This window comes from Bordetella sp. 15P40C-2, from assembly GCF_009763235.1.
Classification (GTDB): Bacteria; Pseudomonadota; Gammaproteobacteria; order Burkholderiales; family Burkholderiaceae_B; genus Bordetella_A.
Genome location: NZ_WSJA01000002.1, coordinates 152,244 through 178,937, shown reverse-complemented (window position 1 = coordinate 178,937; position 26,694 = coordinate 152,244). Strand labels below are relative to the sequence as shown.

Here is a 26,694-nt window from a genome sequence, read left to right as displayed (position 1 = left end):
CGTCGAACATCGAAAGCCATCGAGTTCGTTGGACGCCAAAGCGCCAGGCGGGTCCCACTACACTAAGAGGTCTTCACAAATCGTGTAGAGCTCTACAGCATTTCGAAAAACGCCTGAATCTTATCAGGATCATTGGTTTTGGTGAGCGCCAGCGCGAGCAGAATCCGGGCCTTTTGCGGGTTGAGATTGTCCGAACCCAACATGCCTTGATCGCACAGATACTGCCGGCGCGCCACACGGCCGCTGCCGGCGCGGCTGCATTGCACCACCAGCACGCCGGAGGCGGCCGCGCGTTCGAGCGCCTTGCGCTCCAGCGGTGCGGGGATGCCTGGGGCCAGACCGGCGGAGATAATGCCTTTGGCGCCTGCGGCGACAAAGGCATCCACGGCCGTCGCGTCCGCGCCGGCATACGAATAAACGATGTCCACGCGCGGCAAGACGGAGATCTCGCTGATGTCGAACGGGCTCTCCAAGGTGTGCTTGCGCACCGGCGAGCGATAGAACTCGATGCGGTCGCCATCGACGTGACCCAGCAAACCGAAGTCGTGGCTGCGGAAGGTCTGAAGCCGGTAGGTCGAGGTCTTCGTCGCGTCGCGGGCCGAATGAATTTCGTCATTCAACACGATCAATACGCCTTTCCCAATGGATTGCTCGTCGATCGCCGTGCGCACGGCGGCAAGCACGTTCATATTGACGTCACTGCTGACCGCGCTGGCCGGACGCTGTGCGCCTACCAGCACGACGGGCTTGTCGGTCTTCAATACCAGGTTCAGGAAATACCCGGTCTCTTCGATCGTCGCTGTGCCGTGCAAAATGACAAAGCCGCGAATCTCGGGGCGCTCTTGCGCCGTACGCATGATCAACTGCGCGAGTTCGATCCAATCCGACGGCAAAATCGCCGAGCTGCCGACAGCGCGAAACGGCAGGGGCACATATTGGGCAAACCGCTCGGTTTCTTGAATACGCGCGATGGCCTCGGCCGAGTTCATCTTGCGGCTGATGTCCGGGTAGTTCAGCACATCCAGCGAATCATCCACCACCGAGGAAATTGTGCCACCCGTGCCGATTACGGCGACTAAAGGTTTATTCATCGTAGAACCATCCTGTTTTATATCGCTTGCTGAGTTGGATTGAGCCGCTCTTGGGTGACAACTTGCACCTCGGCTTCGAGCGCCTCTAGCAATAGTTCGGGCCAATCGGTCGGGAGATCGTGGCCGATGAGTACGATGCGCGTGCGTTGATCGTCGCTGGGCCATTGAGGCAGCCATTGCGGGCTGAACACCATATGCTGGACCGCATGCACGACCATCGGTTTATCGGGACATTCCGCCAGCGCGATAAAACCCTTCAGACGCAGCAGCTTGTCGCCTAAATGCGTGGCCAGTCCTTCCAGGAACAGCGGCACGACGGCGGCGCTCAAGGGCTTTTCGCGCACGAGGCTGATCGAGCGATAGCCATGCGTGTGCAGCGCTGGCGCGGCAGCGGGCCTGGCTCGTGGTTCGACGCGCTCAGGCGTTTGTCCCGACCAGCTCCGAGCATCCATCACGAGGGCGGTCGGATTCAGCGCCGACACCAGGGCGCGCACGCTGGTAGTGTCCTCGACCAGGTCGGTTTTCGACACGAGCACGATGTCGGCCATGCCGACCTGGCGTCGTGCTTCTTCGTAGCGCTCCAACGTGGACAGGGCGGCCACGCCATCAACCACGGTCACCACGCGCGACAACACGAAGTTCATGGCTGACACCAGATCGCTGCTTAATGCATGCAGCAAGGGCACCGGGTCGGCCAGGCCCGAGGTCTCGATGATCACGCGTTGAAATGCGATCTCGCCCGCCTCGCGGCGGCGGCGCAAATCGTCCAGGGCACGCGCCACATCCGATGATGAACGACAGCAGAGGCAGCCATTACCCAGGGTAATGACCGTCTCGTCTGCGCTTCGGATCATCTCGTGGTCCAGGCTTACCTCGCCAAACTCGTTGACGATGACGGCCGTATCGCGAAAGTCATCGCTGGACAACAAGCGCGACAACAACGTGGTTTTGCCACTGCCCAGGAAACCCGTTAAAAGCGTGACCGGGGTCATGTTGCGACTCCCATGACGCCCACGCGTAGCGGCACCCGTTGGCTTTGCATGATGCCAAGCATCTCGCTCACCACACTCACTACGCCGAGCACCGAACTGCAAAGACGCGATGAGCCCAGCGAGCTTTTGACCGACCAGCGTGCGATGTCGCGCATGGCGGGCGGTGTCTGCGTCACACTCACCGTGAAGCCATCCGCGCGTCTGATCTGGATCGTGTCTTCGCCCGAGTCGGAAAGTTCGACATCGTCCAGATTCCACAACGCGACACTGCCCGCCAACAAGGCGTGCAATCGACGCAAAAGTTCGCTTTCGTGCATCGCGCGCTCTACAGCTTAGTGCCGCCGTTGAGGATCGACGGATCGATCTTGCGGGGCAGATATTGGCCATTGGGGCGTGCATGGAACGCACCGTCTTCGACCGCGATTTGACCGCGCAGCACGGTCAGCGAGGGCCATACCGCGACTTCACGGCCTTCCCACGGGGAATAGTCGGTTTCGTGCAGCTCCTTGGCATCGAGCGTGCGGCGCAGACCGGGGTCGAGCACCACGATGTCTGCGTCGCTGCCCGCGGCGATGGCGCCCTTGCGGGGATACAAGCCCAGCACCTTGGCCGCGTTGGTCGACACCAGATCCACGAACTTTTCCAAACGATAGCCGCGCTTTTCGACCATCTCGGTGTACATCAGCGATACGCGTGGTTCGACCGCGGCATTACCGCCAGTCGTATCATCGATACGCACGCCTTGGGTCTTGGTGGCCAGCGAGCAGCAGATCTCGTCGGTGGCGATGGCGTGGATCGTGTCATCCAGCGTGCCTGCCCACAGTGCGTCCTGATCCTGTTGCGACTTCAGCGACGGATAGGTGTGATACATCTGACCGTTCGGGCGCTTGTAGTCTTCGCTGGTGTAGAGCATGTACTGATGCAGCGATTCGCCATAGATCGGCAGGCGCTTGGCTCGCGCTTCGCGAATGGCGGCGGTGCCGGTGGCGGCACTGACGTGCATCATGTAGAGCGCCGTGCCGGGCACCTGCTCGGCCAAGCGGATGATGCGGCGAAATGACAGGTCCTCGGACAGCGTGTTGTGCACTTCGGCCATGTTCTCGAAGGCGACCCGCCCTTCGCGAATCAGCTTGTCGTACATGTGCATGACGATGTCGTTGTCCTCGGCGTGAATTACGCCCATGCCGCCTTCGGCCGCAAGTACTTTGAAGACTTCCCAGATATCGCCGAAGTCCACCATCCGGCCACGCGTGGACGGGCGAATATCGGTGGTGAAGATCTTGATCGTCGGGTAGCCCGCCTGAATGGTTTCGGCGATCTGTCCGAAGATATCCGGCGGCAATGCGCCTTCGACCATCACGTGGTAGGCGTAATCGCAGTAAGTTTGGCCGATCCAATCCTGGTCGCGCTTTTCGATCGTACCCTGGATGGTGTTGCCATGTGTCCAACGGGCAAAATCGATAATCGTGGTCGTGCCGCCATGCAGTGCCGCGCGACTCACCACGTCTGGGGGATCAGACAAACCGGCCGTGCCGTCGACATTGGGCACGTGCCATTTGCAATGCACGTGCGGGTCGATGCCACCCGGAATCACGATCTTGCCCGATGCATCGATGAGCCGGCCGCCTTCTGTCGGAGACAAGCTTCCATACGCACCGACAGCGGCAATTTTCTCGCCTTGGATAGCGATGTCGTGCGCGCCGACGCCATGCGGCGTCACCACGCGATCTGAACGGATGATGAGATCAAACATTGATCAATTCTCAATAAATACAACAGCCAGTCGCGGCCGGATCGTCGTCCGGCGCGACAGTGGGCTCGCAGGCTAAATGCCCACGTCAGTATTGGTCGCCGGGCACCGTGCCGGGGGGCAAGCTGGCCACATGGCGGTAGATATCGCCCGGGCGGGTCAGCCAGATCTGGTCGCGGTGCTTTTGAATGTGTTCGAACACACGGCGCAACTGCGGCAGGCGGTAGGGGCGGCCCACCACGAACGGATGCAGCGCAATCGGGCAAACCAAGGGCTGACGCTTGGACTGCTCCAACATCTCGTCGAACGCGTCGATGAGCATGTCCGCGTATTCTTTGGAGCTATAACGGAACCACACCAAGGCGCGGTTATCGTTGGACTCGATGGGGTAGGGCATCAAGAGGATCTTGCCATTCCGGGTCTTGGCCCAGATTGGCTGGTCGTCGGACGTCCAGTCCATCACGTATTTATAGCCAGCCTCTTGCAGCAGGTCGAGCGTCTGGTCGGAGTTGGAGAACCAGGGGCTCATCCAGCCCGTGGGAGCATGGCCTTCCTCTTTGGTGATGCGGGCCGTGCATTGTTCGATCAGCGCGCGCTCTTCCTCCACGGATACCGCGGCTTGCTCGTCCGAGTTGGTATGGCCGTGCCCCAGAATCTCGTCACCATGTTCGCGGATACGCTCGACGATGTCCGGATGCAGGTCGTACGCGGCGGTATTGAGCTGATGTTCGAGCGGGATATTCATCTCGCGGAACATATCCATCAGTCGCCAGAAGCCCACGCGGTTGCCATAGTCGCGGTACGAGTAAATGCTGGGGCTTTGCGCCTGGTCGGGCGGCGCGATTGCTGCGCCCTTGCCCTTGCCAAATCGAAACACTTCAACGTTCATCGCCACGAAAACGGCCAGACGTGTGCCGTTAGGCCACTCGTAGGTCGGGCGCTGGTCGATGTTTCGATATTCATACCTTCCGTGATGTTCGAGCGTCATGTGTTTGCTTCTCCACGAATAAATTCAAACAATGCGCGCGCTTTCGTGGCGCTGCGCTGCCAGTCGTCTGCGTAATGTCGCTGCGGTCACCCCGCCGCCGTTGGGCGCAAATGGGCGTATCCACCGACTTGTAATGCGTTGTCGGTCTCGATGTGTGAGCATCGAGACCGACGGGTTATCGCCTCGGCTTTAGAAGTGTCCGGATTCGGGCCTTCGTATGCCTTTGGAACCTCGTTACGACATCATGTTGGGCAAGAACGTCACGATTTCCGGGAAAGCCACCAGCAATGCCAGCACCAGGAAATCCATCACCACGAACGGCGTGACGCCCGCGAACACGTTCTCCAGGCTCAGCGGCACCGGCGAGGCGCTGCGCACCACGTACACGTTCAAGCCCACGGGCGGCGTGCACAGCGAGATTTCCGCCAGCTTCACCGAGATAATGCCCAGCCAGATCGGGTCATAGCCCACGCCGATCAAGACCGGATACATCACCGGCATGGTCATCACCATGATCGCGATGGCTTCGATGAACATCCCCAGAATCAGGAAGACCACGATGAAGCAAAGCAGATAGGTGATCGGCGCGAGTTCCAGCGAGATCAAATAGTTCGTGACGTCGTTGACAATACCGGTGTAGGTCAGGAAACGCGCGAACAGCATGCCGCCGATAATGATGATGAAGATCGTCGTGCTGTTGATGCCTGCGTCTTTGACGATTTCAACTGCTGCCTGCTTGGTCAGGCGGCGCTTGCATACGACAATCACCAGTGCACCAAACGCGCCTACCGCACCCGCGAAGGTCGGCGTAAACAAGCCTGCGTAAATGCCGCCGATCACCAGCGCGAACAGAACACAAATGCCCCACACACCGGACAGCGACTTGAAACGGTCACCCCAGGTGAAGGTTTCCTTCGGCATGGGCGCAAGCGAAGGCTTGAGCTTCCACGCACATAGATGCCGCCCATGAACACGAGCGCGGTCAGCAGTCCGGGGACCAGGCCGGCCAGCATGATCTTGCCGATCGATTGCTCCGTGATAATGGCGTAGACCACCATCAAGATACTCGGAGGAATCAGCGCGGCCAATGTGCCCGAGGCGGCGATGCAGCCCGAGCTCAGCAGCTTGTCATAGCCCAGGCGGGTCATTTCCGGCAGCGCCATGCGCGTGAACACGGCTGCGTTCACTATGGTCGAGCCCGATGCCGCACCGAAGGCCGCCGAGGCCAAGGTCGTCGCGATCGCCATGCCACCGGGCAAGCGGCCCAGCCAGGTATAAGCGGCACGATAAAGGTCCGTCGTCAGGTTCGCCTGTGTCGCGAATGAGCCCATCAGGATGAATAGCGGAATCGTGGCCAACATAAAGGAGTTGGTCGTGGCGAACGGCACCATGGCCAGCTGCGCCCACGCAGCGTCCGGACCGATCGTCAGGTACATGCCCAGCACGCCGGCAATACCCAATGCCACGCCGATGTGCGCGCCGATCACCAGTAGGAGAAACAACAGTCCTACGCAAATCAAGCTAGTGGTTGCGGGATCAAGCACGGCGTTGTTCTCCTTCTTCCATGAGCGCCTTGATTTCGTCTGTGATGAGATCCTCTTTGCGACCGCCGACGCCGGTCAGCAATCGACCGATGTCTTCGAGCAAATCAAGAAACATCTGAATCAGGAAAAGCACCGAGCCGAACACCAGGACGAATCGGGCCGGGTATAACGGAAAACGAACCAGACCATTCGTCGCCTCATCGATCTCCCAGCTATAGAGCGCTTCATTCCAGCCTTGCCAGGCCAGGAGGGCAAAGAACACCAGCGCAGCCAGGTCAGCGACGATATCCATCGTCGACTGCACGCGGGGCGACATATGTTGGTAGAGCAATTCGACGCGGATGTGCTTGCGCTTGATCTGCGCGTACGCCAACCCACCAAAGACGACGAGCACCATCGTGCTCTCAGTAAGTTCATATGCGCCGGGCACGGGGTGTCCGACATAGGTGCCGACGACGTCGGCGACACCCAGGCACATGGACATCATCAATCCCAGGCCGCCAACTACGACAGTGGCCCAAGCCAGTTTTTCTAATAACCGAGACAATGAGGACATGGGGTTCGCTTCAGGTTTGAAGTCGGCGTGGCCCGGCCGGGCCACGCCATCTAGGCCGCGACGGGCTTATTGGGCCAGCAGTTCGCGCCAACGAGCAGCGATCTTCGCGGCTTCGTCGCCTTGGCCACGCTTGGCCGACTCACGTACCCAACCCTCGATGAGGTCAGGCGCGGCGGCTTTCCACTTGGCCATGTCATCGGGGTTGAAGGGCACGATCTCGATACCCGCTTCATTGATCACGCCGATAGCCTTCTGGTTGTTGGCGTCAACCCACTCCAGATAACGCTGTTGAGCAGCGGCTGCTTCCTCGGCGATGATGTCCTGGTATTCCTTGGGCAGGCGCGTCCAGGTACGATCGCTGACGGCCATCATGTGGCCCGTGAACGTCATGATGGGGCCACAGATCTTGTTGCCCACTTCATACAGCTTCAACGAGGCCAGGTTGCCCACGTCGGCGTTGGCATAGTCCACCACGCCGCGTTGCAGGCCTTCGTACATTTCGGTCGTCGACAGGGTCACCGGCACGCCGCCGGCCGCGGAGACGATCTTGGGAATGTCTGCGCCGAACGCACGCACTTTCTTGCCGTTGATGCCAGCCAGCGTATCGCAGCCTGCCTGGTTGCCCAGGAAGTAGTACGAACCCAGCGGTTGCTGGAACAAGAAGCGGATACCCATCTTCTTCATTTCGGCGTCAAAGCTGGGGAACTCTTTGCGCAGCGTTTGCAGCGTTTCGATGGCCTGTTTGGGGCTCTCGAAGACGAAGGGCAGTTGCGAGGCCTTCCACAGCGGCAGGCGGTCCGGATAGTAGCCGGCGGGCGCCGTTGCGAAGTCCACCGCGCCACGGCCAGCCAGAGCCAAGATTTCGCTCACGTTGCCCAAGCCGCCAGCGTAGGTCGCGTTGATCTTGACCTTGCCGTTGGTGCGTTGTTCGACGTTCTTAGCGAACTGGTTTTCGACCTCGAGGAACGGGCCGTCAGGCAGATAGTGCGCCCAGCGCAGGTTGTACTCCGCCTGTGCCATGGACAAAGCGGGAAGCAGCGCGAACGCGGTCGCGGCCAAAAAGCGCTTCATGGAAACTCCTTTAGTGCTTGAGGGAAAAAAGGTTGTGGGTAAACAGAGTGTCGTTCGGGCCAGCCGGTCGCGCATTCATCTGCCTTAACCCTGGTTCACTGACCACCAGTCTGACGTGTGACCATCCTGATATTTTGGTCTCGGTCGTGCCAGGATTAAAAAGAGAATACGCATATATCGTATACGATAAAAAGCCTGTCGTCGCTGGGCGTAGTTGCTTCTAAAGCTGCAAAGTAGCGCCAAATATCCCCTTATTTCATGCCTTTATTGAAATTCAGGGGGGAATAGCCTCGTGTTGCTTTGCTTTTTTGGCGCGCGAATTATCGCCGATAATCCTATACGAAAACAAACTTTTTTACATTGGAACGGTAGGGCGGCCCCGCCGCACAAGCCTGGTGCAGATCGCACTTTGTCGGCGTGCGGTTTTGGCTCAACTTGGGGCGGAGATGCCTTATTGTGGTGCGCGAGAGCGCGCCATCACCCATTTGCTCAGCTAGCTACTTTTCACCCGATGGCGCCGCCCGACATATAAAATCAGCGCGAACGTTCATCGGTCTGCGCTCATCCTTCGTCGGCCGGACGCACCCTTGGGACTCGCAGTTGCCATGTTTGATTTTCAGCCGGTTCGCGCGCGCAATCAGGGACCTACGCTGGTCGATCAGGTGGTGGACGCGTATGCCGCCGCGATCCAGAACCGCCGGTTGCGCCCCGGCATGGCAGTGCCTTCGGTACGTGAGTTCGCACGCAAGTACGGCGTCAGCACATTTACCGTCGCTAGCGCCTATGGTCGCCTGGTCAATCAGGGCTGGTTAACGGCGCGACCCGGCGCCGGATACCGCGTCGCGCCACAGGGGGATGCGCATGCGCCGAGCGAGCCTGCTCCCTGGGTGCCGCCGCGGTTGAATGCGAGCTGGCTGTTATCGGACATCTTTGCCGATCACTCCATCGCCATTAAGTCGGGTGGCGGCTGGTTGCCGGGTGAATGGTTAAACGAGGAAGGCCTGCATCAGGCGCTACGGCACTTGGGGCGCGTGCCCGCGTTGCGCATCGCGGGTTACGGGCATCCCTATGGTTATGCCCCCTTGCGCGACACCGTCGCGTCCGGGCTCGGCGCGCATGGCCTGGATGTAACGCTCGACCAGGTGGTGTTGACGCAAGGGGTGACCCATGGTTTGGACTTGGTCATACGTACTTTGCTGCGGCCGGGCGATACCGTGCTGGTCGAACATCCTTGTTATGCCAACCTGCTGCCCATGTTGCGGCTAGCTGGGGTTCGGATGGTCAGCGTACCTCGCACGGCAGACGGTCTGGATTGTGAGGCGCTGGCCCAAGCCGCGCAGACTCATCGTCCGCGCGCGTTATTCGTCAACACCGTGCTGCAAAATCCCTCTGGCGCCGTTATGAGCATGTCGAATGCCTTTCGCGTGCTTCAGCTCGCCGAGCAACAAGAGTTCTGGGTGATCGAGGACGATATATCACGTGAACTCGTGACCACCTCCGCGCCGATGCTCGCCGCGCTCGATGGAGCACGGCGTGTAGTGTATCTGGGCGGGTTCTCGAAAGTGATCAGCCCTTCGGTGCGCGTGGGTTATATCGCCGCGCATCGCGATCTGGTGCGCGACATCGCTCGCACCAAAATGGCGGTCGGCTTGACCTCGCCCGAAATCATGGAGCGTGTGGTGCATCAGGTCATCCGCGAGGGACGCTATCGCGCGCATATCGCGCGCACACGCGAGCGGCTGGCGCAGGCACACGCGGTGGTGGCGCAGCACATGGATGCACTGGGATTGACACTGTGGGCGCGCCCGCATGCGGGCTTATTTTTGTGGGCGCGGTTGCCAGACTCTTGGGCGTGCAGCGCCAATACGTTGGCCGAGGCCGCGCTCAAAGACGGCATCTGGCTCGCGCCGGGATCGTATTTCGATCCCGACGAGGCCGACATTCCGTGGATGCGGTTCAACGTCGCCTATTCACAAGCGCCCCAACTGTGGCGCTTTCTTGAGCAGGTGCGGCAAATGAAATCAGCCTAGCGTGCCGCCTGATCGCCTCAGTCGCGCCGCTCGTACACCACGAATTCGTAGTGGTAGCCGTTCTCTTCCGGCTGTGGCTCGCGCGAGGTTTCACGCCAATGCGCGGCGGCCAGTCCCGGGAAAAAGGCATCGCCTTCCACATGCGCACGCACTTCGGTGGCGATGACGCGTTGCGCGAGCGGGATGGCTTGCTCATAGATCTGCGCGCCGCCGATCACATACGCATGCGGCACGTTCCCACAGGCATCGATTGCCGCCTGCAAGGTCGTGGCCACCACGGCGCCCGGCGCCTCGTAATCCGCATTGCGAGTCACCACCACATTCGTGCGGCCCGGCAGCGGGCGTCCGAGCGATTCCCAGGTCTTGCGTCCCATGATGATGGGGCTGCCCAGCGTGGTGCGCTTGAAATGCGCGAGGTCGCCCGGCAGCTTCCAGGGCAACGCATTGTCGCGTCCAATGACGCGATTATCCGAATACGCGACAACAAGGGTCAGGGTAGGCGGCATAGGTTCGGCCTCGATGAAGTCAGCGTCGCAGTCGTTATACGGCCATGGGCGCGGTCAATGGCGGGTGATGCCTGTAGCCTTCCAACGCAAAATCACCCGGCTCCACGCGCTCGAGCCAATCGGGTTCGTACTGACCCGTGACGGCATAGTCCGGGATGCGGTCCGACAGCACCAGGCGCGGCGATTCATACGGCTCGCGCTTGAGCTGTTCGCGCAGCATGGGCATATGATTCTCGTAAATATGCGCGTCGCCAATGAAATACGAGAACCAGCGCGGGCGATACCCCGTCAACCGGCCCACCAGATGCAGCAGCGCCGCGCCCTCGGTCAAATTGAACGGCGTGCCCAGCCCGACATCGTTGGACCGTATATATAGACACAGTGATATCTCGCGCGTGCTGGCGTTAGGCAGGAACTGATAGAGCAGGTGGCAAGGCGGCAGCGCCATTTCCTCGATCTGTGCCCAGTTCCAGCCATGAAAGAGAATGCGTCGGTCCTGCGGGTTGGTATGTATCGTGTCCAGGCACTGACGCAGTTGGTCCACCGCTTTGTACAGCAACACATGCGGCACGCCGGCTTCGTCTACCTCGGATACTTGGCGGTAGCCCCGACCCAACGCATCTTCGATCTGCGTGCTCTGCGTCCGAGGCAGCAGCTTGTACGCCGGCCAGCGTCGCCATTGAACGCCATAGACCGGCCCCAGATCGTCCGGGCCCTCGCGGTACGGGTTGGCGAGCCAGTTTGCGTTCTCGTTCGCATTCTGGTCCCAAACCTTGCAACCCAGCGCGCGAAACTCCGCTGCGCTGCGCGCCCCGCGTAGGAAACCGACCAGCTCGCCAATTGCCGATTTAAAAGCCAGCTTCTTGGTGGTGACCGCAGGGAAACCCTGTTGCAGGTCGAACCGCAACGCCGCGCCGGGCAGGGACAAGGTCCGGATGCCCGTGCGGTTTTCCTGCCACGCACCGTGATCCAGGATGGATTGAATTAGCGAAAGGTACTGTTTCATAGCAAAGCCAGGCGCCCACGAAGCAAGCGTGGTCCCGCAGCCGTCAGGCCGCGGGCGTTTCGTCGGTGTCGACCACTTCTACCGAGAACGTGAGTTCAGCGGTTTTTTCCAGGATGGCCGACGCGGAGCAGTATTTCTCATGGGACAGTTGTACCGCGCGTTCCACGGCAGCGCGGGGCAATTTCTTACCAGTCACTGTGAACGCAAAATGAATGCGGGTAAACACTTTAGGGTCCGTTTCTGCCCGCTCCGCGGCCAGTTTGACCGAGCAGCCCGTCACGGCGTGACGTCCGCGCTTCAAGATCAGGACCACATCGTAGGCCGTGCAGCCGCCGGTGCCGGCCAGCAGCATTTCCATGGGGCGCGGGGCGAGATTATGCCCGCCACCTTCAACCGCGCCGTCCATGGCGGCGACATGGCCGCTGCCGGTCTGCGCGACGAACAGCATGCCGTCCGGGCCACCCCAGTTGATGGTGCATTCCATGAAAAATCCCTCGTTCGTAAGTCGCGAAGAAAACCTCGATGATAACCCGGGGTCAGCCGTCCAGGACGCAGGGTCGGGAGCGGTACATGCTAAAGCAGCGTTATAGAACGAGGAAGGCCGACACTAGCCAATTTCCCTACAATTAGGGGGAACCCTAGATTACAGATGCAGATGCTCAGGAGTCTCAATATGCCAGATGTCACCATGAATTCCGTTGCTGTCCCGTTTGCACGCCGGCGCGGTCCACTCGACGGTTTGATTGGTGAAGTCGACCGTGCCCTGCGCGTGCTCGCGGGTGCCGCGACCGCCTCGCGCGCCTATCCGGCACAAGCGGCAGAGCCCCAACCGCCCTTGACCGAGCAGGAAAAGCGGCATTCCGCCGGGCTGATGCGAGTGAATCACGTGGGTGAAGTCTGCGCACAGGCGCTGTATCGTGGGCAGGCCACCGCCTGCCGCGATGCGTCGGCGCGCCGTTTGCTGGAACAGGCCGCGGCCGAAGAGGTGGATCATTTGGTGTGGTGCGCCCAGCGCCTCGAAGAGCTCGGTAGCCGCCCGAGTTTGCTGAACCCGCTTTGGTATGCCGGTTCATTCACGTTAGGGGCTTTGGCCAGCGTGGCCGGCGTGCCGCGCAATCTGGGCTTTATGGCCGAGACGGAGCGTCAGGTCGAGGAACATTTAGACGGTCACCTGCGCACCTTGCCGCCCAGCGATCTTCGTTCCCGAGAGATAGTCGACAAGATGAAAGAAGACGAGGCCCAGCACCGGCATAACGCCGAAGAGGCGGGCGGCGTGCCATTGCCAGCACCCGTGCGCGGTGTGATGCGGCTGATGTCGCGCGTGATGACGACGACCGCCTACCGGATTTAAGTTGGATGTTCGGATCGCGGTAATTGTGCAATGCACAATTACCGCGATTGGCAGGGGTCATAGAGAGTCGCCGAGTGAGTCTAAGCGCTTGAAAAATTTAGGGTAAGCCCGCAAGGGTTTACCCTTTCCGGAAACGCCCTGATGCACGTAGATGCTTGTTGTCAGCGCAGTCGGGGACCGCATTGCGGCGTAATCACAACAAAAATCGCGGCCCCAAAAAATTTCCAAAAAACATCTTGCGTCGCACAAAACGATCGGCTAATATTCGTACATGGATGTTGATAACGCAGCGGCGCGGTGAAAACCCCGAAGCGTAGCGGCAAGACCCTCAGAGTTGCCCCAACATGCCACGGTTGTCTCCTCCACCCTCCTCCTTTGGTGGATTTAGCCCGAGATCTTACGATCTCGGGCTTTTTTTTTCGTTATGCGCTCGCTCGCCTGGTGTTGTAAGCAGTGCCCCCCCCCTCACTGCCGTTCTCTGCACTCACCGAAATCGCCCTGCCTCATCACCCCTTCCTGCATCTCCAGGATCAAGACGATTGTGGCCGCAAAGCCACGCCCGGGTAAAAAGGCGCGCGCCCTGGGCGTGACATGGGGGCTGGGCGTATCGGAGGGAGGCAATAGGATTACAATTCCCTCACGCTGCGGGTGGCCCTGCAGAGTACGCTTCAATTGTTACATCCTGAGGGGACACCTTTCACTTGTTCATGCCCCTCATATACGGGTGTTACACGCGGTGTCGATAATGTCGTGCTCCTTACCTCCACCTGCTAAGGTATTGTTGTGACTTGGTTATATATCTGTGTGGTGGCGTTCATGGTCGGGGGCCTAATCGTCGCCTCCGAGCGCTGGCATGGCGCGTTTACCGGTGACAGCGACCTAAATAAGCCTCAGGCCTCGCATTCGCGTGCCACGCCTCGCGTGGGTGGACTTGCGGTACTCGCTGGTTCCTTGGCGGGGCTGCTCGTGCTCGGGCCGAGCAACATGACGCTGACTTGGCTATGGCCTGCGCTGTTTGTCGCGGCCTTGCCCGTGTTCGTCGCGGGGCTGCTCGAAGACATTACCAAGGACATTGGCGCCAGTAAGCGCCTGCTTGCCGCTTTTTTATCCGCCGCGATTGCGTGGTGGTTGCTGGGCGGCGTCAGCCGTGTCGGCATGGCTCCTGTGGATTGGGTGCTGTCGTTCTGGCCGGTATCGCTGCTTTTCACCATGTTCGCGGTGGGGGGCTGTACGCACGCGCTCAACATCGTGGACGGGATGAACGGCTTAGCCGGGATGGTCGCAACCTTGATGTCGGTCTCGATTGCCCTGGTGGCGCTGCAAGTGGGCGATATGCCGATCTTTATGATCGCTGCGGCCCTGGCATCCGCCACGCTGGGCTTTCTGGTGTGGAATTTTCCGTTCGGCCGCGTGTTCCTGGGCGACGGGGGTGCGTATTTTCTGGGTTTCATGCTCGCGGAACTGGCCGTCTTGCTGGTTGTGCGTAATCCTTCCGTATCGCCGTTCTATGCGCTGGCGGTACTGTTTTATCCGGTTTTCGAAACGGGGTTTTCAATCTGGCGCAGGCGCTTCAAACGCGGAGTGCCGGTGGATCAGCCGGATGCGTTGCACTTGCATCAGTTGGTCTTTCGCCGCCTGGTGCGGGTGACGTTCAGCCGTGATCGTCGCCATGCCGTGCCGGCTCTGTGCAACGCCCTGGCGTCCCCCTATATGTGGGTGCTGGCCCTGATCGGGCTGGTGCCGGCCACGATATGGTGGGATAACGCCTGGATACTCTGCCTGAGCCTGGTGGTGTTCGCAGCGGTTTATATCTGGCTGTACGTCCGGCTCGTGTCCTGGCGTCGCCCGTCCTGGCTATTGCTGCCAAGGGCGCACTGAGCAGGCCACTGCCTCGCCGTTGTTACAATTCCCGTTCCTATTTGCAATGCCGCGATCGTAAAGCGGCAAAGGGAGAGCGATCTTGCGTATCGATGAAGTGAAACTTGCCGTGGTGGGCCTTGGTTATGTCGGGCTGCCCCTGGCCGTGGAGTTCGGCAAAAAGCGTCCGGTGATCGGGTTCGACATCAATGTCAAACGCATCCAGGCGCTGCAGGCCGGCCACGATCACACGCTGGAGGTCGAAGACGACGAGCTCGCGCAAGCCAAGAATCTGACCTATACGTCCGATCGTGCCGAATTGGGCAAAGCCAACGTGTTCATCGTGACGGTGCCCACGCCGATCGACCAATATAAGAATCCGGATCTGACGCCGCTCATCAAGGCGAGCGAGACCATCGGTTCAGTGCTCAAGCGCGGCGATATCGTGATCTACGAATCGACCGTGTATCCGGGCGCGACCGAAGAAGACTGCGTGCCCGTGCTCGAACGTGTGTCGGGTCTGAAGTTCAACGAAGATTTCTACGCCGGCTATAGCCCCGAGCGCATCAACCCGGGCGACAAGGCTCACCGCGTCAACACCATCAAGAAAGTGACCTCCGGCTCAACGCCGGAAGTCGCCGATCTGGTCGATGCACTCTACAACGAGATCATCACTGCCGGCACGCACAAAGCATCCAGCATCCGCGTGGCCGAGGCCGCCAAGGTCATCGAGAACACCCAACGCGACGTCAACATCGCGCTGATCAACGAGCTGGCCCTGATCTTTAACAAGATGGGCATCGACACCGAGGCTGTGTTGGAAGCGGCCGGTACGAAGTGGAACTTCCTGCCGTTCCGCCCGGGTCTGGTGGGCGGCCACTGCATAGGCGTGGACCCGTACTATCTGACGCATAAGGCGCAGTCGATTGGCTATCACCCCGAGATCATCCTGGCGGGTCGCCGCCTGAATGACTCCATGGGCGGCTATGTGGTGTCGCAGTTGGTCAAGTGCATGACCAAGCAGCGCATCCATGTGCAGGGCGCGCGCGTGCTGGTGATGGGCCTGACGTTCAAGGAAAACTGCCCCGACCTGCGCAATACGCGCGTGGTGGACATCGTGCACGAGTTGGGCGAGTACAACGTCGATGTGGACGTGTATGACCCGTGGGTCGATCCGCAGGAAGCCGTGCACGAGTATGGCATCGAGCCCATCGCCAAGCCCGAAGCCGGCAAGTACGACGCCATTATCCTGGCCGTCTCGCATGAGCAGTTCGTGAAAATGGGTGCCGCCGCGATTCGCGAATTCGGCAAGCCGAAGCATGTCTTGTATGACTTGAAGTACGTGCTCAAGCCCAGCGAATCCGACCTGCGTCTGTAAGGAGGTATGAATGTCTAATCGCTACGAGAGCATCCAGCGCGAACTGCAAGCGTCGCCTGCCAAATGGCTGGTGACCGGCTGCGCCGGATTCATCGGCTCTAACCTGCTGGAGACGCTGCTCAAGCTGAATCAGACCGTGGTCGGTCTGGATAATTTCGCGACGGGTTATCAGCGCAACCTCGATGAGGTACGCGATTCCGTGAGCGCCGAACAGTGGGCGCGCTTTACGTTTATCGAAGGCGATATTCGCGAATTGGCGGATTGCCAGCGCGCGGTGGAGGGCGTCGATTATGTGTTGCATCAGGCCGCGCTAGGTTCCGTGCCGCGCTCGCTGGTCGATCCGATCACGACGAATGCGGTGAACATCAGCGGTTTTCTGAACATGCTGGTCGCCGCGCGCGATGCCAAGGTCAAGAACTTTGTGTACGCCGCATCGAGCTCGACCTATGGCGATCATCCGGCGCTGCCCAAGCTGGAAGAAAACATCGGCAATCCCTTGTCGCCCTACGCGGTGACCAAGTACGTCAACGAGCTGTACGCCAATGTGTTCGCGCGTTCGTATGGGTTCCGCAGCGTGGGTCTGCGTTATTTCAACGTGTTCGGCAAGCGCCAGGATCCGGATGGCGCTTACGCCGCCGTGATTCCGAAATGGACGGCGGCCATGATCCTCAACGAGGACGTCAGGGTCAACGGCGATGGCGAGACGAGCCGTGATTTCTGCTTTGTCGATAACGCCGTGCAAGCCAATCTGTTGGCGGCGGTAGCCAGTGACGAGGCGCGCGATCAGGTCTATAACGTCGCCTTCGGCGGTCGTACCACGCTGAATCAGCTGTTCGACTATCTGGCGAAGACCTTGGGCCAGCAGGGCGTGCGGTATGAAAAGAAACCCGTGTATGGGGATTTCCGTCCCGGCGATGTGCGGCATTCGCAAGCCAATATTGGCAAGGCGGAAAAGCTATTGGGTTACTCCCCGGCCTACGACATCCTGCGTGGGCTGGAGGTCGCCATGCCCTGGTATGTCAAATTCCTGCGCTGATCGATTTTTATCTTGAAAGCGCTCATTCGCAGAGTCAATGCGATCCATCCTGATCACCAGCGCATTTTCAAGGCGGCGTTTCGGGTAGCGATCTTTTTGATCCTGGGTAAGGCCGCCGGCGCGGTCAAGGAAATGGCCGTCGCCTACCGCTACGGCGTGAGCGACGCCGTGGATGCCTACCAGTTCACGATGACACTGGCGAGCTGGTTGCCATCGACCATCGTGGGCGTATTGGGCGTGGTGCTCATCCCAGTCCTGGTGCGCCTCAAGCGCACTGGGGGCGCTGAACGCAATCAGTTCGTGCGCGAATTGCAGGGTTGGGTGCTGTTGGTCGGCGTTGTGCTAGCCGGGCTGACGGTCGCTGCCTGGCCGTGGGTGTTGCGCTGGGGCGGCAGCGGGCTGTCGGCCCAGGTGTCGAGCATGAGCACCGAACTGCTGCTGGCGTTCGCGCCGGTGGCGGCGCTGTTATTGGTGGCGGGCATCAGTGGGGCGCGTCTGCGGTCCCACGAACGGCACGTCAATACGCTGCTCGATAGTTTGCCCGCCATTGCTACGCTGGCTTGGGTGATGCTTGCCGCGCAGTCCGTCAATGATGTCGGTCCATTGTTGTGGGGTACCTTGGTCGGTTATGCCATTCAGACTGCGTGGCTGGCGTGGCTGGCCGCGCGTGCGGATGGTGGGTTCTGGGGCTCGCCCAGGTTGAGTCTGCAATCGCCGCATTGGCCCGAACTCGTTAGCGCCGCAGGCATCATGCTGGTGGGGCAAGTGGCGATGAGCTTCGTCGGGCCCTTGGATCAATATACGGCGGCGCAGTTAGGCGATAACGCCAACGCGACGTTGGGGTATGCAGCCCGGCTGCTGTCGCTGTTGATCGGCATTGGCGCGGTGTCGGTGGGTCGTGCCGCGTTGCCCGTGCTGGCCGATGTGCAAAGCCGTGGCGATGCGGCGCGCGCGCGGACTATGGCGTTGAAGTGGTCGGCCCTGATGCTGGGAGCGGGGGCCGTCGCGGTGGCGATCGCCTGGGCATTGGCGCCGTGGGGCGTTGCGGTGTTGTTTCAGCGTGGTGAGTTCACCGCTCAGGATACGCAGATGGTGGCCGAGGTGTTCCGCTGGGGCCTGCTGCAATTGCCGTTTTACTTCGGTGTTTTGATCCTGGTGCAGCTTCTAGCGAGTCAGAATCGCTACCGTGTCATGGCTTTTATCGCCGTGGCGAACTTTTTGCTCAAGGCGGCGTTGAATGGTGTGCTGGCCGACCATATGGGCACCGCGGGAATCATGTTGGCCACGGCATTGATGTATGCCTTGTCCTTTGCCTGTTATCTCGTGGTGGCGCTAAAACGCCCTGATCCGCCTGTTGCCAAGGAGGCGGTGTGAACGATACGACGATGCCTGTGCCGCGTGTCCTGATCTTTATTCACTCGCTGCATGGCGGCGGCGCTGAGCGCGTCGCCGCGGATCTGAGCGCGCACTGGGCCGAGTCGGGCTGGCCGGTGATGGTGGTCACGCAGGCCGACGATCGCGATGACGCCTATACGCTGCACCCGAACGTGCAGCGGCGGATCCTCTACACCGCCGGCGAGGGCGGCGGACTGCGCGGCATCGTCGCGAATGTGCGCCGCGTGCGCGCATTGCGCGAGGTGTTGCGCGAGTTTCAGCCAGACATCGTGCTGGGCATGATGACCACCGCCTCGGTGCTGGCGGTGTTGGCCGCTCGCGGTCTGCCCTGCCAGGTGATTGCCACCGAACATACCCATCCGCCGTCGCAGATGCTGTCTGGATTGTGGCAGCGTTTGCGCCGTCTGACTTATCCGCGCGCCGCGCGCGTGGTGGCGTTGACGCGCGGTACGGCGGATTGGCTGGATCAGCACGTGCCAGGTTCGCGCCTGGCGGTGATTCCGAATCCCGTGCATTGGCCGTTGACGCGAGGCGAGCCGGTTGTGATGCCGCCTGCCGCGAACGGGCGTCGCCGGCTGCTGGCGGTCGGACGACTGCATACTGATAAAGGATTCGATCTGCTGCTGCAGGCCTACGCGCGTGTCGCGCAAGCGCATGCCGACTGGGATTTGATCATCCTGGGCGAGGGCAGCGAGCGACAGGCCTTGCAGGCGCAGATCGACGCGCTGGGCCTTTCGGCGCGGGTATCGATGCCCGGCCGCGTCGGCAATGTCGGAGACTGGTACGCGCAATCCGATCTTTATGTGCTGAGCTCCCGATTCGAGGGCTTGTCCAATACGCTGCTGGAATCGCTGGCCAGCGGTTTGACCGCGGTATGCTTTGATTGCGACACGGGACCGCGCGAAGTCGTGCGCGATGGCATAGACGGAGTGCTGGTGCGACCCAACGGCGATGTGGCCGCTATGGCGGCGGCGCTATCGACGCTGATGCGTGACAGCGCGGCCCGCGAGGCCATGGCGGCGCGTGCCATCGACGCACGCGAACGATTTTCCGCCCAGCGGGTGCTGGGTATGTGGCAACAACTTTTTGACGATGTGCGGCGCGCGGGCTAACTAGTTTGGCGCGGCATCGTCCGGACGCACGCAAAAGAGACCATCATGTGTGGAATAGTCGGAATCTGGGGAGCTTTACCCGATAAGGCGCAAGTGCTGGCCGACAGCTGCCGGCGCATACAGCATCGTGGCCCGGATAGTCATGGTCTCTGGGAGGACCTGAACGCTGGCATCACGCTGGCGCATGTCCGTCTGGCGATTCTGGATCTGTCTGAAGCGGGTCATCAGCCGATGGTGTCGGCGTGTGGCCGGTACGTGCTGGTGCTCAATGGCGAGGTGTACAACCATCTCGAAATGCGCGCGCAGTTGGAACAGGCAGGCCATGCCCCGCAGTGGCGCGGGCATTCCGACACGGAGACCGTGCTGGCGGGATTCAGTGCCTGGGGCGTGGAGAAAACGCTCCAAGAGACGGTGGGTATGTTTGCTATCGCGCTATGGGATCGTGAACGGCGCAGCTTGACGCTTGCGCGAGACCGCATGGGCGAAAAGCCGCTCTACTATGGGTTTACGGGGGGCAACTTCGTATTTGCTTCGGAGCTGAAGGCGCTGATGCCCATCCCAGGTTTTGGCCGTGAGCTGAATCGCGGCGCGATCGCGTCGCTCATGCGGCACAACTATATTCCGTCGCCGCAATCGATCTACGAAGGCATCTACAAGCTGACTCCTGGCAGTTGGCTGGAGGTCAGCGAGGCTGATGTGCAAGGCGCTCGTGTCCCTCAACATGTCGCCTACTGGTCCGCGATGCAGATGGCCGATGCCGGCTTGCAGACGCGCAGTCATTTCGCCTCCGATGCGCACGCGGCCGATGAGTTAGAGGCCGTGTTGTCCAGGGCAGTGGGTGGGCAGATGCTGTCGGACGTCAGCCTGGGCGCGTTTCTTTCGGGTGGGATCGATTCGTCCACCATCGTGGCGTTGATGCAGGCGCAGAGCTCGCAACCGGTGCGCACCTTTGCCATCGGTTTTCACGAGAAAAAGTACAACGAGGCCGAGCACGCGAAAGCGGTGGCCAAGCATTTGGGCACGGATCATACCGAGCTTTATGTGACGGCTGACGACGCGCTGGCCGTGGTGCCCACGCTGGCCGATATGTATGACGAGCCGTTCGCGGATTCATCGCAGATCCCCACGTCGCTGGTCACGCGCATGGCGCGTCAGCATGTGACGGTGGCATTGTCCGGCGATGGTGGCGACGAGCTGTTTGGCGGCTACTCGCGGTATTTCCGGGTGCGTGACTGGTGGGCGAAATGCGAACGATATCCGCGTCCCGTACGTCACCTGATGGGGGCGATGCTCAGTGCTTCGACGTCTCTGCCTGGGCGTGGCGCGTGGCGCGGCAAGGTCGGCAAACTCGGTGAATTGCTGCGCACGGACCGTCATGGCGATTTCTATCGTCAGTTCGTGTCTTACTGGGCCGATCCCGCCCGTGTCGTCAAAGGGGGCGTCGAGCCGCCCTCGTTGTTCGAGCAACGATTGGAGGGCTCGGTCTTCGATGCCATGATGAAGCTCGATACGGTGACGTATTTGCCCGACGACATCCTGGTGAAAGTGGATCGCGCCGCCATGGCCGTGAGCCTGGAGACGCGTGTGCCCATCTTGGATCACCGTGTCTATGAGTTCGCCTGGCGCTTGCCTTTCGAGTACAAGGTCCGGGGCAACACTGGCAAATGGCTGCTGCGTCAGGTGCTTTACCGCCATGTGCCTCAAGCCCTGGTAGATCGTCCCAAGCGCGGATTCGCGGTGCCCTTGGCCGCGTGGTTGCGTGGACCGTTACGCGACTGGGCAGAGTCCTTGCTACAACCGGAGCGGCTGCGTCAGGAGGGCTGGTTCGAGCCCGAGCCGATTTTGCAGAAGTGGCGTGAGCACGTTTCCGGGCATCGCGACTGGAGCAGCCGTCTGTGGGGCGTGCTGATGATGCAGGCCTGGTTGGATCGCTATCACGCCGGTATGGTTGGACAAAAGGATACACGACGATGAAGATATTGCTGCTGGTCAGTTCCATGCACGCGGGCGGCGCCGAACGGGTGGCCGCCACATTGGTGAACGCCTGGACTGAGCGCGGCGATACCGTGACATTGGTGCCCACGTATTCTTCCAAGGGCACGTGTTTTTATCCCGTTTCAGATGCGGTGAACCTCATTTGGCTGGCCGATCGCGCGGGCACGCGTCATGGCGGGCCGCTGGCGGCGTGGACGCGACTGCGCGCGTTGCGCCAACTCATCATCGAGCAAAAACCCGATGTGGTGGTGTCGTTTCTGACCAATGTGAACGTCGCGGCCATTCTGGCCACCAAGGTCCTGGGCAAGCTGGACGTGCCACTGATTGTCTGCGAGCGCACGAATCCGGTCGCGGAAACGACGACGGGCCGTGTCTGGTCTCAGGCGCGGCGCTTTTTGTATCCGAAGGCCGACATGGTCACGGTACAGGCCGATGACACCGTGGGGCCATTCTCCCGGCAGGTGCCCGGCATGCGCCGCCTGGAAGTGATTCCCAATCCCTTGCCACCCGCATTATTGGATGCCCCGCTAGTCGATGCGCAGGCAGAGACGCCGCGCAAGCGGCTCTTGGCGATGGGACGGCTCGTGCCCGCTAAACAGTTTGATCTGTTGATCGATGTCTTCGCTCAGTTGGCGACCGCATATCCGGATTGGGACTTGTGGATCTGGGGCGAGGGGCCCGATCGGGACAGCCTGCGGGGGCGCGTCGAGTCCGCGGGGTTAGTGGATCGCATTCAGCTGCCCGGACGCACCGATGCGCCCTGGGAAGCGTTATCCGAAGGTCATGCCTTTGTGTTGAGCTCCGCGGTTGAGGGGTTTCCTAACGTGTTGTTGGAGTCGATGGCGCTGGGTCTGCCTTGCGTCGCATTCGACTGCCCTAGCGGCCCGCGTGAGATGACCCGTGATGGTCAGGACGCGATCCTGGTGCCCGCGGGTGATCGGGACAAACTGCGCGATGGCATGCGCCGCGTGATGGCCGACGCGACTCTGCGTCATAGCCTGGGCCTGCGCGCCGCGCAATCCGTGCGCGATCGTTATGCGCTGCCTGCGGTGCTGGCGCAATGGGATCGTTTGTTCGAGACGGTGCGAGGCAAGGCATGACCACGGGCGAGCCGTTGCGCGTTACCCATGTGATCACCGGCCTGGGGCAGGGCGGCGCAGAGGCCGTGTTGTTCCGGCTGGCCACTTTTGCCGGGCAGCCCGTTGAGCACACCGTCATTTCGCTGACCGATGACGGTGTGTACGGTGAACGTTTGCGGGCTGCCGGCGTCACCGTCCACACCTTGGGCATGGCGCGGGGGCGCGTTAGTCTCAGTGGGTTAGCCAGATTGCGTCGCCTGCTGATCGAGCAACGGCCGGATGCCGTGCAGACATGGATGTACCACGCCGATTTGATCGGCGGCATCGCGGCGCGATTGGCGGGTGTGCGTGCCATCGCCTGGGGCATACGCAACTCCGGTGCGCACTTGCAGCGCAGCAGCCGTTCCGCGCGACTGGTCTTGAAGCTATGCGCGATGCTCTCTGGTCGAATTCCTGCAGCGATCGTATGCGCAGCGCGCGATTCGGCGGTGCGTCACGAGCAATACGGCTATCGCGCGGATCGTTTAACCGTGATCGCCAATGGCTACGATCTGTCGCGTTATCAGCCCGATGCGCAAGCCCGTCAACGTATGCGCTTACAGTGGCAGGTGTCGGATACGACGTCGGTAATCGGATGTGTGGCGCGCTGGGACCCCCTGAAGGACCATGGCAACCTGCTCGGTGCAATGGCGTTGTTGGTGCAGCGATATCAGCCCGGCGCGGATGACGGCGTGGGCGGGGCTATCACGACGACTCGTGCCGATGCCCCTGGATACAGGGCTGCCGACATACGCTGCGCGTTAATCGGACGGGGTATGACCCTCGACAATGCCGCGCTGCGTGCGATGGTCGAGCGTTTGGGGTTGGGTGATCGGGTGCTATTGCTCGGCCCCAGCGATGACGTGCCGGCCGTCATGAATGCATTGGACATTCACGTCCTGTCGAGTTGCGCGGAAGGTTTTCCTAATGTGGTCGCGGAGGCCATGGCTTGTGGTACTCCTTGCGTCGTCACCGACGTGGGCGACGCCGCGCATATCGTCGGGCAGACTGCCCCGGTCGTTCCGCCGGAGAACGCGCAAGCCTTGGCTGACGGTATCGCCCGGGCGCTGCAGGACATCACGGTGCGCGGCCGCGATGCCGTGGGAGGCCCCGGACGTGCACGCGTGCTCGCCGAATTCGATCTGGCCCATATGGTCGCTCAGTACGAGTCAGTCTGGCGTCGCATCTCGCGCCGGGGTGCGAAGGAGTCATCATGAACCGACCGCGTCTGCTGTTTGTCGTCAACAATCCGGCGTTCTTTTTATCGCACCGGCTGCCGCTGGCCCTGGCCGCCCAGCGCGAGGGCTATGAGGTGCATGTGGCGACCATGGACGGCGACAGCGTGGCGCGTATTCAGTCGTATGGTATGACGCACCACGTCATCCCCATGACGCGTAGCGGCAAGAATCCGCTTAGCGAACTGAAGACGATGCTTGCGTTGTATCGCCTGTTCAGGCGGGTTCGGCCAGACATCGTGCACCTGGTGACCATTAAACCAGTGCTTTATGGTGGGGTTGCGGCAAGACTGGCCCGCGTACCGGGCATGGTCTCCGCGATATCGGGCTTAGGTTTCGTCTTCGTCTCGCGTGGGGCCAAGGCCGAACTCGTGCGCCGGGTGGTAACCGTGTTGTATCGCATCGCGCTTGGTCATCCGAATAGCCGCATCGTGTTTCAGAACGCCAGCGACCGTGATGTGCTGAGCAAGCTGGGGGCAGTGCGCGACGAGCAGGTGGTGATGATTCGAGGTTCCGGCGTGAACCTGTCGGAGTACGCCGCGGTTGCCGAGCCGCCCACGCCGGTCGTGGCCTTGATGGTCGCGCGTTTGCTGCGCGACAAGGGCGTGTTGGAGTATGTCGAAGCGGCTCGCATTCTGCGCCGGCAGAATGTGCATGTTCGGATGTTGTTAGCCGGGGGCATTGATCCGGGCAATCCGGCCTCGGTGACTGCGGAGGATGTGCGGGCGTGGCAGGACGAGGGCATCATCGAGCCCTTGGGTGAGCGCAGCGATATCGCCCGGTTGTATGCGGCGTCCCATATCGCCGTGCTACCTTCCTATCGCGAGGGGCTTCCCCGCTCGCTGATCGAAGCGGCGGCCTGTGGCCGCGCCGTAGTCACCACCGATGTGCCGGGGTGTCGTGATGCTATTGAGCCTGATGTGACGGGGTTGTTGGTGCCCTCGCACGATGCCAAGCCCCTGGCAGCCGCAATTGCGCGGCTGGCTCAGGACACGTTGCTACGGCAACGGATGGGCGCGGCGGGGCGTGCACTGGCCGAGCGCGAGTTCGATATCGAGGACGTGTGCACCAAGCACCTGGAGCTGTATCAAACGTTGCGGCAAGCGCGCTAAGAGCATTGCCGCGCCGTCAAGCATCTCTGTGATGCGTACACACACACGGCTTTGACAGCCCCGTCCTAAGCCCGCCGGGCGTAGCCAGCGAGCTTAGATCAGCCTCATATCAGAACGGCAGTTTGGCCTCGGGTGCCAGACGCAGCAGTTGTTGACGGAAATCTTCCTTGATGCGCGTCAAGGCTTCTTGCGTATCGGCCTCGAATCGCAAGACGACAACCGGCGTCGTGTTCGACGGACGGGCCAGACCGAATCCATCGGGATACTCGGCGCGTACGCCGTCGATGGTCACCACGCGCAGCGCGCCGTCGAACTTGCCTTCGGCTTGCAGGGCTTGGATCAACGCGAACGGTTGGCCTTCCTCCATCTCGATCTTGAGCTCGGGCGTGGATTCCGCCTGCGGCAGGCTTTCGAGGGGCTCGGAAGGATTGGCGTGGCGGGATACGATTTCCAGCAGGCGCGCACCGGTATAGAGGCCATCGTCAAAGCCATACCAACGCTCTTTGAAGAAGATATGGCCGCTCATCTCACCCGCCAACGGCGCGCCGGTTTCGGCGAGCTTGGCTTTGACCAGCGAATGGCCGGTCTGCCACATCAGCGGATTTCCGCCAGCGGCCTCGACGGCCAGACCCACATGGCGACTGCACTTGACGTCATAGATGATAGTTTCGCCCGGGCAGCGTTCCAGCACGTCGCGGGCAAACAGGATCAGCTGGCGATCGGGCCAGATGATCTGGCCGGACTTGGTCACTACACCCAGACGGTCACCGTCGCCGTCGAAGGCCAGGCCGATCTCGCAATCGGTGGTGGCCAGGCAGTGAATCAGGTCTTCGAGGTTGTGCGGGTCCGCGGGATCGGGGTGGTGGTTGGGGAAGCGGCCGTCGACTTCGCAGAACAGCTCGGTGACCTCGCAGCCCATCGCGCGGAACAAACGGGGCGCAACGGCGCCGGCCACGCCGTTGCCGCAATCGATGGCGATTTTCATGGGTCGCGCGAGTTTGACGTCGCCGACGATGCGCTGGATGTATTCCTCGATCAGGTCCAGCTCGCGACGCGTGCCCGGTTGCTCGGCCGCTGCGGGCGGGGTGACACGCGCGGCGTTCATCGCGTCGCGCAGGGCCAGGACATCGGGGCCATACAGGGCGCGCCCGCCCATCATCATCTTGAAACCGTTGTATTGCGGGGGGTTATGGCTGCCGGTGATAGCGATGCCAGAACCCGTTTTTTGCGTGTAGGCCGCGTAGTACACCAGGGGCGTGGGCACTTGGCCGATGTCCAGGGTGTCGATGCCGCCTTCCAGAATGCCGGCTTGCAGTGCCTCGGATAGCTCGGCGCTGCTCAGCCGTCCGTCCCGGCCCACGACCAGCGTGGAGACATTCTGGGCGCGCGCTTGCGCCGCGAGAGCGCGCCCGAGCGCGCGGGCAAAGTCCGGGTTCAGGGCGTCCGGTACGATGCCTCGAATGTCATAGGCCTTGAATACCGAATCGGGATAGCGTGCGACGTCGTTCAATTTGGCTCCTGGAGGTAGATAGCGAAAGCAGTACGCCTACCGTGACGGAACTGCTCGCACG

The 26,694-nt window shown here is 61.2% G+C and carries 24 protein-coding genes; 11 read left to right on the top strand and 13 right to left on the bottom strand.

The genetic code is table 11. The features are described 5' to 3' along the window. Positions 1 to 92: 92 nt before the first annotated feature. The 9 genes from GOQ25_RS01705 to dctP form a co-directional block, all read right to left on the bottom strand. Positions 93 to 1,091 carry an asparaginase gene (locus GOQ25_RS01705; protein ID WP_160348706.1) on the bottom strand — a complete coding sequence of 333 codons (999 nt, stop codon included), beginning with the start codon at positions 1,089 to 1,091 and terminating at the stop codon, positions 93 to 95. 17 nt (positions 1,092 to 1,108) lie between these two features. Then, positions 1,109 to 2,083: a GTP-binding protein gene (locus GOQ25_RS01700; RefSeq protein WP_160348705.1), complete on the bottom strand. Its 975-nt coding sequence runs from the start codon at positions 2,081 to 2,083 to the stop codon at positions 1,109 to 1,111. Continuing rightward, complete coding sequence (locus tag GOQ25_RS01695) at positions 2,080 to 2,400, bottom strand: hypothetical protein (RefSeq protein WP_160348704.1); 321 nt, start codon at positions 2,398 to 2,400, stop codon at positions 2,080 to 2,082. Before GOQ25_RS01695 ends, GOQ25_RS01700 begins: the two co-directional genes overlap by 4 nt. An 8-nt stretch (positions 2,401 to 2,408) precedes the next feature. Beyond that, positions 2,409 to 3,836 carry a dihydroorotase family protein gene (locus GOQ25_RS01690; RefSeq protein WP_160348703.1) on the bottom strand — a complete coding sequence of 476 codons (1,428 nt, stop codon included), beginning with the start codon at positions 3,834 to 3,836 and terminating at the stop codon, positions 2,409 to 2,411. Positions 3,837 to 3,921: 85 nt separating this feature from the next. Then, positions 3,922 to 4,821: a polysaccharide deacetylase family protein gene (locus GOQ25_RS01685; RefSeq protein ID WP_160348702.1), complete on the bottom strand. Its 900-nt coding sequence runs from the start codon at positions 4,819 to 4,821 to the stop codon at positions 3,922 to 3,924. 234 nt (positions 4,822 to 5,055) lie between these two features. Next, entirely contained in the window at positions 5,056 to 5,691 is a 636-nt protein-coding gene (locus GOQ25_RS19645; protein WP_370519862.1) for a TRAP transporter large permease subunit, read from the bottom strand. Continuing rightward, positions 5,658 to 6,365, bottom strand: a complete 708-nt coding sequence (locus GOQ25_RS19640) for a TRAP transporter large permease subunit (RefSeq protein WP_160348700.1) — start codon at positions 6,363 to 6,365, stop codon at positions 5,658 to 5,660. Before GOQ25_RS19640 ends, GOQ25_RS19645 begins: the two co-directional genes overlap by 34 nt. Then, positions 6,358 to 6,921: a TRAP transporter small permease subunit gene (locus GOQ25_RS01670; RefSeq protein ID WP_160348699.1), complete on the bottom strand. Its 564-nt coding sequence runs from the start codon at positions 6,919 to 6,921 to the stop codon at positions 6,358 to 6,360. The genes GOQ25_RS19640 and GOQ25_RS01670 overlap by 8 nt, the downstream gene beginning before the upstream one ends. Before the next feature lie 66 nt (positions 6,922 to 6,987). Then, on the bottom strand, positions 6,988 to 7,992 hold the full coding sequence (gene dctP / locus GOQ25_RS01665; RefSeq protein ID WP_160348698.1) for a TRAP transporter substrate-binding protein DctP: 1,005 nt from the start codon (positions 7,990 to 7,992) through the stop codon (positions 6,988 to 6,990). Between the two features lie 605 nt (positions 7,993 to 8,597). Here dctP and GOQ25_RS01660 point away from each other — a divergent pair. Continuing rightward, positions 8,598 to 10,022 carry a PLP-dependent aminotransferase family protein gene (locus GOQ25_RS01660; protein ID WP_160348697.1) on the top strand — a complete coding sequence of 475 codons (1,425 nt, stop codon included), beginning with the start codon at positions 8,598 to 8,600 and terminating at the stop codon, positions 10,020 to 10,022. Between the two features lie 17 nt (positions 10,023 to 10,039). Here GOQ25_RS01660 and GOQ25_RS01655 read toward each other — a convergent pair whose 3' ends face one another. Genes GOQ25_RS01655 through GOQ25_RS01645 form a run of 3 tightly spaced genes read right to left on the bottom strand, consistent with a single transcriptional unit; the run spans position 10,040 to position 12,018 of the window. Then, complete coding sequence (locus GOQ25_RS01655) at positions 10,040 to 10,528, bottom strand: dihydrofolate reductase (protein ID WP_160348696.1); 489 nt, start codon at positions 10,526 to 10,528, stop codon at positions 10,040 to 10,042. A 34-nt stretch (positions 10,529 to 10,562) separates the two neighbouring features. Beyond that, a complete protein-coding gene (locus GOQ25_RS01650) occupies positions 10,563 to 11,534 on the bottom strand; it encodes a thymidylate synthase (RefSeq protein WP_160348695.1) in 972 nt (323 codons plus the stop codon). 43 nt (positions 11,535 to 11,577) lie between these two features. After that, positions 11,578 to 12,018, bottom strand: coding sequence for an OsmC family protein (locus tag GOQ25_RS01645; protein WP_160348694.1), 441 nt, complete (start codon positions 12,016 to 12,018; stop codon positions 11,578 to 11,580). Between the two features lie 189 nt (positions 12,019 to 12,207). Between GOQ25_RS01645 and coq7 the strand changes: the two genes are divergently transcribed. The 10 genes from coq7 to GOQ25_RS01595 all read left to right on the top strand — a co-directional run bounded on the left by coq7 (position 12,208) and on the right by GOQ25_RS01595 (position 25,123). Next, positions 12,208 to 12,885 (top strand): 2-polyprenyl-3-methyl-6-methoxy-1,4-benzoquinone monooxygenase, encoded by a 678-nt coding sequence (coq7, locus tag GOQ25_RS01640; RefSeq protein ID WP_370519861.1) that lies wholly within the window; start codon positions 12,208 to 12,210, stop codon positions 12,883 to 12,885. Positions 12,886 to 13,668: 783 nt separating this feature from the next. Then, positions 13,669 to 14,763, top strand: coding sequence for a glycosyltransferase (locus GOQ25_RS01635; RefSeq protein WP_160348693.1), 1,095 nt, complete (start codon positions 13,669 to 13,671; stop codon positions 14,761 to 14,763). An 82-nt stretch (positions 14,764 to 14,845) separates the two neighbouring features. After that, entirely contained in the window at positions 14,846 to 16,120 is a 1,275-nt protein-coding gene (gene tviB / locus GOQ25_RS01630) for a Vi polysaccharide biosynthesis UDP-N-acetylglucosamine C-6 dehydrogenase TviB (RefSeq protein WP_160348692.1), read from the top strand. A gap of 10 nt (positions 16,121 to 16,130) precedes the next feature. Next, positions 16,131 to 17,156, top strand: coding sequence for an SDR family oxidoreductase (locus tag GOQ25_RS01625; protein WP_160348691.1), 1,026 nt, complete (start codon positions 16,131 to 16,133; stop codon positions 17,154 to 17,156). 12 nt (positions 17,157 to 17,168) lie between these two features. Next, positions 17,169 to 18,530: a murein biosynthesis integral membrane protein MurJ gene (gene murJ / locus GOQ25_RS01620; RefSeq protein WP_160348690.1), complete on the top strand. Its 1,362-nt coding sequence runs from the start codon at positions 17,169 to 17,171 to the stop codon at positions 18,528 to 18,530. Positions 18,531 to 18,541: 11 nt separating this feature from the next. Next, positions 18,542 to 19,663, top strand: coding sequence for a glycosyltransferase family 4 protein (locus GOQ25_RS01615; RefSeq protein WP_160348793.1), 1,122 nt, complete (start codon positions 18,542 to 18,544; stop codon positions 19,661 to 19,663). Positions 19,664 to 19,708: 45 nt separating this feature from the next. Continuing rightward, a complete protein-coding gene (asnB, locus tag GOQ25_RS01610; RefSeq protein WP_160348689.1) occupies positions 19,709 to 21,637 on the top strand; it encodes an asparagine synthase (glutamine-hydrolyzing) in 1,929 nt (642 codons plus the stop codon). After that, complete coding sequence (locus GOQ25_RS01605) at positions 21,634 to 22,758, top strand: glycosyltransferase family 4 protein (RefSeq protein ID WP_160348688.1); 1,125 nt, start codon at positions 21,634 to 21,636, stop codon at positions 22,756 to 22,758. The genes asnB and GOQ25_RS01605 overlap by 4 nt, the downstream gene beginning before the upstream one ends. Continuing rightward, the gene (locus GOQ25_RS01600) at positions 22,755 to 23,993 is read left to right on the top strand and encodes a glycosyltransferase (protein ID WP_236844445.1); all 1,239 of its coding nucleotides are present in this window, start codon (positions 22,755 to 22,757) and stop codon (positions 23,991 to 23,993) included. Before GOQ25_RS01605 ends, GOQ25_RS01600 begins: the two co-directional genes overlap by 4 nt. Then, positions 23,990 to 25,123, top strand: coding sequence for a glycosyltransferase family 4 protein (locus GOQ25_RS01595; protein WP_160348686.1), 1,134 nt, complete (start codon positions 23,990 to 23,992; stop codon positions 25,121 to 25,123). Before GOQ25_RS01600 ends, GOQ25_RS01595 begins: the two co-directional genes overlap by 4 nt. 109 nt (positions 25,124 to 25,232) lie before the next feature. Here GOQ25_RS01595 and GOQ25_RS01590 read toward each other — a convergent pair whose 3' ends face one another. Next, positions 25,233 to 26,633 carry a phosphomannomutase/phosphoglucomutase gene (locus GOQ25_RS01590; protein ID WP_160348685.1) on the bottom strand — a complete coding sequence of 467 codons (1,401 nt, stop codon included), beginning with the start codon at positions 26,631 to 26,633 and terminating at the stop codon, positions 25,233 to 25,235. Positions 26,634 to 26,694 lie beyond the last annotated feature (61 nt).